Genomic DNA, 11,465 nt, shown 5'->3' on the forward strand with positions numbered 1-11,465 from the left:
TCTGGATCTGGAAAAACAACCCTGCTAAATCTGATTGCCGGAGCTTTAAAGGTTCAGAAAGGTGAAATTGTGCTAGCAGGAAAAAATTATTCTTCTCTCTCATCTAGTCAATTGGACAAAGTTAGAGCGGACAGTATTGGCTATATTTTTCAAACTCTCAATCTCATCCCATTTTTATCGGTAATAGAAAATATTGAACTTGGCGTTAGGTTTTCCAAAAATAGACGCTCAAATGTTAGCAATTTAACTCAAGAAATTGAGAGATTGCTAACATCGCTCGGGCTGAGTGATAAAGTTTTAGATAATTCTGTTAATCAGCTTAGTATAGGTCAACAGCAAAGGGTTGCGGTTGCAAGGGCGTTGCTTGGTCGGCCAGCGTTAGTTCTCGCTGATGAGCCCACGTCTGCATTAGATCGAAAATCAGCCAACAATTTTTTAAATGAATTGTCGGCTACGTTTGATACATCAAAACAGGCGTTGTTAATGGTAAGCCATGATTTATCTCTGGCGCCATACTTTGACCAGGTTATAGACATAACAAATAAAAATGTTTAGATTATTGATTAAATCAATCCGCTCAAGATTATTACCAGTCTCACTTGTCATTATCACTTTGATGGCATCAATGGTTTTGTTGCTAAGTATTGAGCGTATACAAAAGGCTACTAAAACAGGCTTTAATCAGAGCATTTCAGGTGTTGATATAATTATTGGTCCTAGGGCTGCATCATTAGAGTTAGTGCTATATACGGTTTTCCATTTAGGTAAGCCGACTAATAATATCACCATGACAACAATTGATGATATCAAGCAAAGAAAGGATATTGAATATTTAGTGCCGATTGCCTTGGGCGATAGTCATCGAGGTTTTAGAGTTATTGCTACTGAGCAAAATTATTTTAAATATATTAAATATTCAGGAGATAAATCACTTTCTTTTTCTAACGGAAAGGCGTTTAATGAAATATCTGGCGCGGTAATCGGTGCCGATGTTGCAAAAAAACTTGGCTATCAAGTTGGTACCAAAATTCATATCAGTCATGGGTCAAGCCAAACAGTCGCAAAAAAACATGATGATTTTTCATTTGAGGTTACAGGGATATTGGAGAAAACCGGAGCACCAATTGATCAGGCAGTTTTTGTCGATTTGAAAGGCTATGAGCTTATCCACCTTGGCTGGCAAAGTGGTGCAAAAATATTTAATTTGAGTCAGTTGGATTTATCTACTTTAAACCAGGAAGAATTGACTCCTAAGACAGTTACAGCTGCATTTGTGGGATTGAAGTCAAAGTTAACTTTGTTTCGTTTTGCGGCCGATATTAAAAAATATCCAGACGAGGCAATTTCTGCAGTAATACCAGGTATAGCGTTGTCAGAACTATGGTCAATGGTAGGAATAGTAGACCAAGGGTTTGAACTGCTCAGCTGGATTATTATTGTTATTAGTTTGATTGCAATGGTTAGTTTAATTATTTCTAGTATTGATAATAGGAAGCGCGAAATGACTATTTATAGAGCAAATGGCGCTACACCAATGTATTTATCTACTTTGGTTGTACTTGAGGCTGTTTTTATTGGTTTAACAGCTATCATTGGCGCAATTATTTTTGTCACGCTAGTAACTTACTTGGCAACAGAACAGTTAAACTTAATCCTAGGCATCACTCCAGAATTTGATTGGATTAGCTGGAATGAGGCCAAGGTTTTTGCAATTATTTTGCTTGCTGGTATTTTTAGTAGTTTGGTGCCGGCGATTATCGTTTTCAAGAAAAATTTACACCACACATTGAGTTAATATGTTGAAAAAAGCCCTTATTGTTTTATTTGTTGTATTTAATTTTAGTGTGCAAGCTGAAGTTGTCACAGAGCAGCAATTAGATAAATATGTCAATAATTGGAATACATTAATGCCAGATGGCGCTTATGATTTTATACCTGAAAAAGTAGATTATAAATTATTGTCAAATCCTGATTTTCAAAATAAGATAGATGAAGCGGGCACTAAGCTAAATAATAAGCTAGAAGGAAAAACGATCGAGCTTTTGGGGTTTATGGTGCCACTTGATTCAAAGGGTTCCGATATTCGTAAATTCTTATTAGTGCCTGAAGCAGGACAGTGTATTCATGTGCCACCACCACCATTGAATCAAACGTTGTTAGTTGATACTTCGGAGATCCCTGCAGAGCGACGAGATCTTTATGAGCCAATTATTGTTTCAGGAAAGATTGCTGTTGGCTCTCAAAGCTTTGATATTGCAGATAGTGGTTATTCATTATCTAATGTGACAGTCAAGACTTTTAAATTTTCTGATGTGGAGGTGGCTCGTGATTGATGTAGCTGAGGCAATGTCAAAGTGTATCCAATTTGGAAAGAGCGCAACACAACAAAGAATGGCTATCATTGAAGAGTTATCAAATTCAAAAAATAGTATTTCTGCTTATGATTTATTGGAACAAGTCCAAGAGAAGGGCTATGCTTACAATATTAGCACGATATACAGAGTGTTAGATTTTTGGATTGAGCTTGGCTTAGCTCATAAAATAGAGTCCAATAATACTTATTTAGTTTGCAATGATTCTCATCATAATCATTTTCATGTGCTGTTTCATTGTCTTAGTTGTGAAAAGGTTGAAGAGTCATGCAAATTGTCGAAAAAAGCTATGTTTCCTAATATGAAAAATTTTAAGCCAATAGAAAACCAGGTTGTAGAATTACAAGGCCTATGTAAAAATTGTTTCTAACTGTCATTTTATATTTTTGATGTTAGGGTTTTTAATGCCTTTTGAATAGGCGTTAAAACGTGATCCAGTTTTTTACGAATAGCGGAGCCAGTTAAGTTGTGTGCTGAAATAGTGCTTACGACTAAGTGTTCGCTAACACCTGCAAGTAACAATCTAGCATTCAGCTTATCTTGCTCATCACCAGCCAACAAGGCTAAGTTGTCAATTTGTTGGTTAATTTGTTCAATATTACGATGAGCGCTGATTTTCTCATGGGACATATACTTTCCTAGCACTTCTAAAGCACGATACAGTACATATTCTTGATTAATCTTTTTGAGAATATGAAGTAGTGTTGTTAAAAATATTTGCGATTGTTCACTATTAATAATTTGTAGATCAGTATGCTTGCAATTTAACGATTGAATATTTAATTCATTTGGCAGAGTTCCGCTCATGCGCTCAACAAAGCCAACTAAAAATGCAGTTTTTCGTTGGCCTTGTTTCCATAATCTTGATTTAGCTTTTTGATCAATTAAATTTTCTTGTAGAACCAAGCTGGTTGTATCGATAAGTTGCTCTGTGTCGTTTACAAAAGGTAAAAATTCGAGTAGATATTGCGCAATCTCACGACCAGTCTCTGTGTTTAAGACAAACGGTTTGGTTAGCAGGAAACGCCCAATTTCTGCCTGATTGTCTGTATTAGTGGCACACCACCAAGTTAGTTTTAACAATTTATCATCAAGGGTAGTGGAGTTGGATACTGCCACAACAGCCTCCACTTCGCCTAATTTCAAAAGTGAGGAGAGATTCGATGATTCAACCTGGCCCATTCGTGACCAGCGTTTTAAATAAGAAGGGTAGCCGCCCATAGCTCCAAGCACTTGGGTGACTAGCAGTTTTTTAACGTCTTTAATATAGGCTTCGGTGTCACCACTGGGTTTAAGCTCAATAGTTTGCTCTTTAAATTGTGCATTTAAACCCACGACAGTAAGTTTATAAGTGTCAATACGTATAGCAACTGATGTCGCTATCAGCACGTTTAATTTTAAAGTGTCTTCAGGTTCAAGCATTAAGCAGTCTGTTGAGTTGTGATAAAGAATGATTAGCAAGAGAATCTTTAAATATTACTAAAGGCTGCTTACCAAGGTTTATTATCACCAGGAAGCTGGATTGATAGGCGCAGTAAACACAAGGATATTGTTGTTGAGTGCCTGTTTTATCTATTGCAATAAGCGTTTTCCCTTCAAGAGTAAATGCATGAATGGTGTTATTCTTACGTAGAAAAATAGTGTTATTTAAATACTGAAAATGAGCTATTAGAATGCCGCTAAGTGTCAAGCTTACATAAACATTAAAACTAAAAAACCAGGCGCTAAGAAGAGTACACAAATGCACCAAAGTTGAAATACCGAGATATATTTTTGAACCCTGGAGTGCAAAGGTAGTGCGCTCAGTCACTATCGCCCAGTTCTATTGCTAATTCTGCCGCTCTGTCATAAGCAGCGCGCATAGCATGAGAGACCATCGTTTCAAAGCCTTGATCCTGGAATGATTCAATGGCGGCTTGTGTCGTGCCATTTGGCGAAGTGACGTTGGCACGCAGTTCACGTACTGAATCTTTACTGATATTAGCCATCATACCGGCACCTAATGCTGTTTGTACGCTTAACTGTTGGGCGATTTTCTCATCCAATCCAAGAGCCACACCTGCTTTAGCCATTGATTCGATCATTAAAAAGAAGTAAGCAGGTCCACTACCCGAAAGCGCAGTAACAGCGTCTAACATAGTCTCTTCTTCTACCCATAGACTAGTTCCAACACTTTTCAGAATGTCTGTAGCTAACGATTTTTGCGTTTCGCTCACAAACTCGTTGGCGAAAAGTCCTGTTACGCCTTGATTTAATAAGGCTGGCGTATTAGGCATTGTACGTACAATAGCTTTGTTGCCACCTAGCCAACGATCAATATCATGAGTGCGTACGCCAGCAGCTATTGAAATGATTAGCGTGTTTGTATTCAATGCATCCTTGAGTTGGCGGCAAACGAGCGACAGCACTTGAGGTTTAACTGCCAAAATAATAACATCGCAGCGCGTAGCAAGTTCCACATTGTCCATAAACACTTCGAGGTTAAACTCTGATTTGCGCAAAGATAGTATTGATTCATTGGTGTCGCTGATCTTAATTTTTTCAGTAGAAATGCCGTTATTGATTAATCCGGTAATAATTGCATAAGCCATATTACCTGCGCCAATAAAACCAATTGTCGTTGAGTTCTTCATTAAAATATCTCATTAAATTTAATCTTAAGACTATTCTACCAAAATAAATAAAGAGGTATTTAAAGTGAGTACAAAAAAATTCAATCCAAAGCTTATTATGATCGATGTTGATGGCACGCTTGTTGATAGTGTTCCTGATTTGGCTTATTGTGTTGACGAGCTAATGGTTATTATGGGTCGAGAAAAATGGGGTGAAGCTAAAGTTCGTCATTGGGTAGGCAATGGTGTACCAAAATTAGTTGAGCGATCGTTAACGGGCGAACTGGAAGGCGAAGTTAATCAGGATGATTTTGATAAAGCTTATCCTGTTTTTTTAGATTTGTATGCTGCTAATACTTCTGGTAGGTCGTGCTTGTATGATGGTGTGAAAGAAGGTCTAGCACATCTTAAATCCCAGGGTTATACAGTTGGGTGTGTTACCAATAAAGCAGAGCAATTTACCCATCCATTATTAAAAGATCTGAGTATTTTTGATGAGTTTGAAATTGTAATTTCTGGCGATACTTTAGAAAAGAAAAAACCTGACCCTTTACCATTGTTACATGCGGCTAAACACTTTGGTATTGACCCAAAGGAGGCTTTAATGCTGGGAGATTCGATTAGTGATGTCAAAGCATCTCGAGCGGCAGGTTTTGATATTATTTGCATGTCTTATGGTTACAATCACGGCATTGATATTCGTCATTCAAATCCAGATTTGGTGATTGACTCAATGGTCGAGCTTAAAGATTACCTATAAACAATAGCATCAGTAAAATGTATCTATATGGATACATTTGATCAACAACATATTTGGCACCCTTATGCTAAAGTGCCGAGCCAGATTCAGACATACAAAGTATTGTCAGCTAATGGTGTTTACCTTAGTTTGGAAGGGGATAGACACGTTATTGATGGCATGAGTTCTTGGTGGAGTGCCATTCATGGCTACAATGTCTCGCAACTGAATCAAGCCGTTAAACAGCAGTTAGAGAAAATGTCGCACGTTATGTTTGGTGGACTAACACACGATCCTGCCATTCGACTTGCTCAGATACTGGTTGATATTACGCCTAAAAACCTTGATAAAGTATTTTTCGCTGATTCTGGCTCGGTAGCTGTAGAAGTGGCATTGAAAATGTCTTTGCAGTATTGGCATAATAAAAATCAGCCAAACAAGCATCAATTTATTACTTTACGTGGTGGCTATCATGGCGATACACTTGGCGCAATGGGTGTCTGCGATCCAGACAATGGTATGCATCATTTGTTTTCAGGGGTACTACCTAAAAATTATTTTGTCAAAAGCCCTTCCATGGTAAGTATGGATGAGGCGCTAGAGGACTTAGAGCTAACATTAAATAAATATTCAAACTCAATTGCTGCCATGATATTGGAGCCTGTGGTACAAGGTGCAGGTGGTATGCGTATTTACAATCCACAATATTTAATCAAGGCCAAAGCACTTTGTAAGAAACACCAGGTATTGTTTATTTTGGATGAAATTGCCACTGGATTTGGACGTACAGGCGAATTGTTTGCTTTAGAATATGTAGATGTTGAACCAGACATTTTATGTTTGGGTAAGGCGCTAACTGGCGGTTACATGACTCTAGCAGCGACACTAACGACGGATGAAATAGCGCATGCGGTTGGTACACTCATGCATGGCCCAACATTTATGGCTAACCCGTTAGCCTGCAGTGTGGCCATTGCAAGTATTGAATTATTATTGAACTCTCCCTGGCAAGATAATATTGCTAATATAGAGGCACTCTTGAATAGAGAGTTGTCTCCACTGCGTACTGAAGATAACGTCGCCGATGTTCGCATTTTGGGTGCAATTGGTGTGGTAGAATTAACCCGTGATATTGATATTGGAAAGGCTCAGAAGCTACTGATTGACCAAGGCGTTTGGCTTAGACCGTATGGCAAGCTACTCTATACCATGCCGCCTTTTACTATTAGTCAGCAAGAATTATTAAGCGTGACTAACGCCATTAAAACCGTGATTAAAGAATTATAAGAAGATCATTATGAGAAAACTATTATTACTATTGAGTTTATTGCCGCTGTTTTCACAAGCAGCTGATTACGAAAAAGTTAGTGTTGAAGTAACTGCTGAAAATCTGAATGGAAGTGCATATTATGTACCAGGCTTGTCAGGTGCTGCAACAGAATACGAAGGCTTTATTTCCAATGCTGGCTTTATTGTAACCAACGAAGGTGTTGTTGTATTTGATAGTTTAGGGACGCCATCATTAGCGCATGCGATGCGTGATGAGATTCGAAAAGTAACAAATAAGCCTATTAAGCTAGTGATAGTAAGCCATTATCATGCAGATCATGTTTACGGGTTGCAAGTCTTTAAAGAGGAAGGTGCGGAGATTTGGGCACCAAAAGGCGCCTTTGATTACCTCGATTCAGAAACGGCGCCAAATTTATTAGATTCAAGACGTACAGAGTTATATCCTTGGGTCAATGATAAAACTTATCTTGTCGAACCAGACCGTATTATTGATCAGGATACTGAATTTTCATTAGGTAGCCATAAATTCTTATTGACTTATTTTGGTAAGGTTCATTCAGAAGGTGACATGTCTCTGTTAAGTCTCAATGATCAAACGCTCTATAGTGGTGATTTAATCTTTGAAGGTCGTATCCCTTTCGTGGGCGATGCTCATATTATTAAATGGGCAGAGGCTTTGCAGCAATTAAGCAATGTTGAGATGGAGTACTTTGTTCCTGGCCATGGAATGGCCTCAGACCAACCTCAAGAAACGATGAACTTAACGTATCGATATCTGAATTTTTTAATTAAACAGTTAAGTGCCGCCGTTGATGAGATGACACCATTTGATGAAGCTTACACAGCAATCGACTGGTCGGAATTCGAAGACGAGCCGGCTTTTGATGTAGCAAATCGTAAGAATGCATATGCAGCTTACTTATATCTAGAAAGAGTACTTTAGTCGATTGGGTCTACATCTAAATACCAGCGCACTTTGTTTTTAAGCTTTATTGTATCAACATGCTGGTTAAAGGTGGCCAACATTTGATGAAGTGCCGCCCTATTATTGGACTGTAAGTAAAGATTAAAGTAATAATAATCCGCCTTTTTTTCAATCGAGTTAGCTGTCGGCCCCCAAATCTCCACGGTATTCATTTCAATGCTTTTAAGCAGACCTGCAACTTCTCGAAGAAAATCCTCAGCATGTTGTTTGTTTTTAGCATTGGCACATAAGAGTGCTTGGTGGGCGAATGGTGGCATCATAGCACTCATACGCTGCTTAAGTAGACCGCTGGCAAACTGAGTGTAGCGATTTGATAAGACATAATTAAACATTGGATGGTCTGGGTAGCGGGTTTGAATGACCACCTCTCCTTGTTTGCCATTTCTACCTGCACGTCCAGAGACTTGTATGAGTAATTGTGCCAAATATTCCGTTGCTCGAAAATTAATAGACAGAAATCCGCCATCAATATCTAGAATACCGACCATGGCTAAATTAGAGAAATCATGACCTTTGGCTAGCATTTGCGTGCCAACAATAATGCAAGGATCGCCAGAGTTAATTTTTTCTAAATGCTGGGAAAGTGCCTTCTTACGACGTGTCGTGTCTCGATCAATACGGATAATTGGTGTCTCAGGAAAGTGTGAAGATAAAGTTTCTTCGAGTCGTTCGGTACCATATCCATAGACCTCTAAACTTTGTTCGCCACAATCGGGACAAGTTTGTTCTGGCATTTTTTCATCGCCACAGTGGTGGCATTTAAGTCGGTTAATATGACGATGATAAATCATGCTGGAATTGCAATGATCGCATTCAGACTTCCAGCTACATTCTGTGCAAAAATAAACTGGGGCATAGCCACGTCGGTTTATAAATAACATGACTTGTTTGCTTTTCGATAAATACTGTTGCATTTTTTCAAGTAGCATTTTGGACAAAGCGCCGTCAAAGTTAGAGCGCATATCAATTAAACTGACTTTGGGCATAGACGCATCACCCGCTCTATTGGCCAATGTTAATCGGGTCAATTTGCCATCCATGGAGTTCTTTAGAGTTTCTAAAGAAGGGGTAGCAGTGCCAAGTATTAGAGGGATGTCAGCCTGTCTGGCGCGAATAAAACTTAAGTCGCGCGCTGAATAGCGAAAACTTGATTGTTGTTTAAATGAGCCATCATGCTCCTCGTCAATAATAATCATACCGAGCTTTGGCATAGGGGCAAAAATGGCGCTACGAGTGCCTAGCACTACTCCAGCATCACCATTTTTAGCCATTAAATAAGCATCTAGCTTTTGCGTCTCATTTAACTGAGAATGAATAGCAACTACACGAGTGTTAAGACGGCTTTCAAATCTTGAAATCATTTGAGGTGTGAGTCCAATTTCAGGTACCAATACTAATATCTGTTTACCTTGATTCAACGCCTCTTGGGTGATGCGCAAATAAACTTCGGTTTTTCCGCTGCCCGTAACTCCATGTAATAAAAAACCGTGGAAAGCATTTTGCTTATCAAGAATAGCGTTAATGGCAAGATTTTGTTCTGTAGTAATCTCAAAATCAGGCTGACTGGTTTTGATTGGCAGGCCGATGACTTTCTTAATTTTCGCCTCTTTACCTAGACGTAAATTTTTTGGCATCGCTGCTAATACTACCTCGCCAATAGGATGGTGATAGTATTTGGCCGCCCAAAAAAGAAAATCTAAAATAGGCTTGTCTAAAATAGGCGCCTGATCTAGAATTTCTTCAACTGACTTAAGTTTATTAAACTCACTTTTATCTTTATTTGAAAGCACAATCCCGATCACTTTTTTGGCGCCAAATGGCACTTTAACACGCGCACCAACAGTCACCCTGCTATCGCTTTGATAGTCAAAAGTTCTGTTTAATGGTACGGAAATAGCAACTTCAACGATTGGCATCGATTAGGGAAAAATATCAAAGTAAAATAAATCATTTTATCAATTAAATCTTTAGCATGATTGTTATTCAAAACAGTATTAATTTCACGCTTGCTGATGAGGCAAAATTTGCTAATATTTTGCAAGCGGCGTTAGATGATCTTGAAAAAGGTGAGAGTGAGTTGCTAATACGTTTTGTAGATAAACTAGAAATCCAACAGTTAAACAGAGATTATCGTCATAAAGATAAAACCACTAATGTTTTGTCATTCCCAAGTGACCTACCTATTGAGATTGATGAGTCAATCTTAGGCGATGTGGTCATTTGTATAGATGTAGTGATTGAAGAAGCTCAAGTGCAAAATAAGAAGTTTGAGGATCATTTAATACACATGGCTATCCATGGCACACTGCATTTGTTGGGTTTTGATCATATAAAAGAAGAGGAAGCGATAGAGATGGAGAGTCTAGAGATTAAAATTTTAGAAAAATTGAAAATTGACAATCCTTATTGTTAATCGGCATGCTCCATGCGTCCCAAGCGCTCCATAGCACGTAATTCGTCATCTATATAATACATTTTTAGTGAATTTCGCTCCCAAGGAGGAATGCCTGCCTCTTGTAAAACTTTTTTTAGTGATTGCGAGTGTTTTTTGCCTGGCAATTTAATACGTTGACCTTCGGCTCGATATCGAATTGAAAAATTTGGTAATTTTTCCAATTCAGTATGAATCGGGCATTTCACCAAATCTTTGCCATGATTATTGTTAATAAAATAGAGTTGAGACTGGTGACGTCTAATTTCGAAATGATTATATTGAACCAGAGGGGTTGCGTCATTCTTGGCATGAATTAAATCAATAATCTGATTCATGACCTTGTCACTCGGAGCTAAGAACTGTAAATCATTCAAATGATGGCGCAAAATATTCTTCATTCGGTGCCTTTCAAGAGTAACCAATGCATCAATTTGAATTCGACCATGGTTATTAATAATATTGCCTGTTTTAAGATCAATACTTGCAAGTTCGCGAGTTAGCTTAAGTGCTTCAGATTGATGTTTTGCGCTTCTGGATAATATTCTTGTAATATTTTTATAAACATGTTCTACCTGAGGAATAATATCTAAACGTAGGAAATTGCGTCTAAAATTTACATTTTTGTTGCTATCGTCTTCAATCCAGTTAAGTTTATATCTTTTTGCATAATCTAAAATTTGTTGTTTTTCAATGTTCAGCATGGGGCGATAATGAATGCCTTTGCCTAACGATTTTTGTTTAGGCATGGCAGCAAGCCCCGCCACTCCGGATCCGCGGAACAATTGGAGTAACAACGTTTCTGCCTGGTCATTTTGGTGATGTGCCGTACATAGTATTTCATTTTCTAATAAATCACACGATAATGAAAAATAACGCTCCTTACGTGCATTTTCTTCAATATTGGACGATGTATTCAGATTAAGATCAATATTTCTATAAGGAATATTGAGCTCTTGACATAAATTTTTGCAAAATAAATGCCAATCGCCACAATGCTTAGATAAGTGGTGATTGCAATGAATCGCCCTTAATT

At 38.1% G+C, this 11,465-nt stretch carries 13 protein-coding genes; 8 read left to right on the top strand and 5 right to left on the bottom strand.

Annotated features, from left to right (window positions below; genetic code table 11):
* The 4 genes from P8M52_RS03815 to P8M52_RS03830 all read left to right on the top strand — a co-directional run.
* Nucleotides 1–555 (top strand): ATP-binding cassette domain-containing protein (locus tag P8M52_RS03815; RefSeq protein WP_300307559.1); only part of this gene is annotated, 555 nt, incomplete at its 5' end.
* A complete protein-coding gene (locus P8M52_RS03820) occupies nt 548–1,795 on the top strand; it encodes an ABC transporter permease (protein WP_300307562.1) in 1,248 nt (415 codons plus the stop codon). The genes P8M52_RS03815 and P8M52_RS03820, both read left to right, overlap by 8 nt.
* Nucleotide 1,796: 1 nt before the next feature.
* On the top strand, nt 1,797–2,333 hold the full coding sequence (locus P8M52_RS03825; protein WP_300307565.1) for a DUF3299 domain-containing protein: 537 nt from the start codon (nt 1,797–1,799) through the stop codon (nt 2,331–2,333).
* A complete protein-coding gene (locus tag P8M52_RS03830) occupies nt 2,326–2,742 on the top strand; it encodes a Fur family transcriptional regulator (protein WP_300307568.1) in 417 nt (138 codons plus the stop codon). Before P8M52_RS03825 ends, P8M52_RS03830 begins: the two co-directional genes overlap by 8 nt.
* An 8-nt stretch (nt 2,743–2,750) precedes the next feature.
* Here the strand turns inward: P8M52_RS03830 and P8M52_RS03835 are convergent, their stop codons facing one another.
* From P8M52_RS03835 to proC, 3 genes are read right to left on the bottom strand one after another with little or no spacing between them, the layout of a single operon-like run.
* Nucleotides 2,751–3,794 carry a hypothetical protein gene (locus P8M52_RS03835; RefSeq protein ID WP_300307570.1) on the bottom strand — a complete coding sequence of 348 codons (1,044 nt, stop codon included), beginning with the start codon at nt 3,792–3,794 and terminating at the stop codon, nt 2,751–2,753.
* Nucleotides 3,787–4,182: a hypothetical protein gene (locus P8M52_RS03840; protein WP_300307573.1), complete on the bottom strand. Its 396-nt coding sequence runs from the start codon at nt 4,180–4,182 to the stop codon at nt 3,787–3,789. The genes P8M52_RS03835 and P8M52_RS03840 overlap by 8 nt, the downstream gene beginning before the upstream one ends.
* Complete coding sequence (gene proC, locus P8M52_RS03845; protein WP_300307576.1) at nt 4,175–5,005, bottom strand: pyrroline-5-carboxylate reductase; 831 nt, start codon at nt 5,003–5,005, stop codon at nt 4,175–4,177. Before proC ends, P8M52_RS03840 begins: the two co-directional genes overlap by 8 nt.
* A gap of 64 nt (nt 5,006–5,069) precedes the next feature.
* On the opposite strand from proC, the gene P8M52_RS03850 reads away from it, so the two are divergent.
* From P8M52_RS03850 to P8M52_RS03860, 3 genes are read left to right on the top strand one after another with little or no spacing between them, the layout of a single operon-like run.
* Nucleotides 5,070–5,744 (top strand): phosphoglycolate phosphatase, encoded by a 675-nt coding sequence (locus tag P8M52_RS03850; protein ID WP_300307578.1) that lies wholly within the window; start codon nt 5,070–5,072, stop codon nt 5,742–5,744.
* A gap of 27 nt (nt 5,745–5,771) precedes the next feature.
* A complete protein-coding gene (locus P8M52_RS03855; protein WP_300307581.1) occupies nt 5,772–7,010 on the top strand; it encodes an adenosylmethionine--8-amino-7-oxononanoate transaminase in 1,239 nt (412 codons plus the stop codon).
* Nucleotides 7,011–7,020: 10 nt separating this feature from the next.
* Nucleotides 7,021–7,956 carry an MBL fold metallo-hydrolase gene (locus P8M52_RS03860; RefSeq protein ID WP_300307584.1) on the top strand — a complete coding sequence of 312 codons (936 nt, stop codon included), beginning with the start codon at nt 7,021–7,023 and terminating at the stop codon, nt 7,954–7,956.
* Here the strand turns inward: P8M52_RS03860 and priA are convergent.
* A complete protein-coding gene (gene priA, locus P8M52_RS03865) occupies nt 7,953–9,914 on the bottom strand; it encodes a primosomal protein N' (protein WP_300307587.1) in 1,962 nt (653 codons plus the stop codon). The genes P8M52_RS03860 and priA overlap by 4 nt on opposite strands.
* Nucleotides 9,915–9,970: 56 nt before the next feature.
* Here priA and ybeY point away from each other — a divergent pair, with 56 nt between their 5' ends.
* Nucleotides 9,971–10,411, top strand: coding sequence for an rRNA maturation RNase YbeY (gene ybeY, locus P8M52_RS03870; RefSeq protein ID WP_300307590.1), 441 nt, complete (start codon nt 9,971–9,973; stop codon nt 10,409–10,411).
* On the opposite strand, the gene tilS is transcribed toward ybeY, so the two are convergent.
* Nucleotides 10,408–11,465 (bottom strand): tRNA lysidine(34) synthetase TilS (tilS, locus tag P8M52_RS03875; RefSeq protein ID WP_300307593.1); only part of this gene is annotated, 1,058 nt, incomplete at its 5' end. The two genes, ybeY and tilS, sit on opposite strands and share 4 nt — an antisense overlap.

The sequence above is a fragment of the Candidatus Thioglobus sp. genome (genome assembly GCF_029243085.1).
Classification (GTDB): domain Bacteria; phylum Pseudomonadota; class Gammaproteobacteria; order PS1; family Pseudothioglobaceae; genus Thioglobus_A.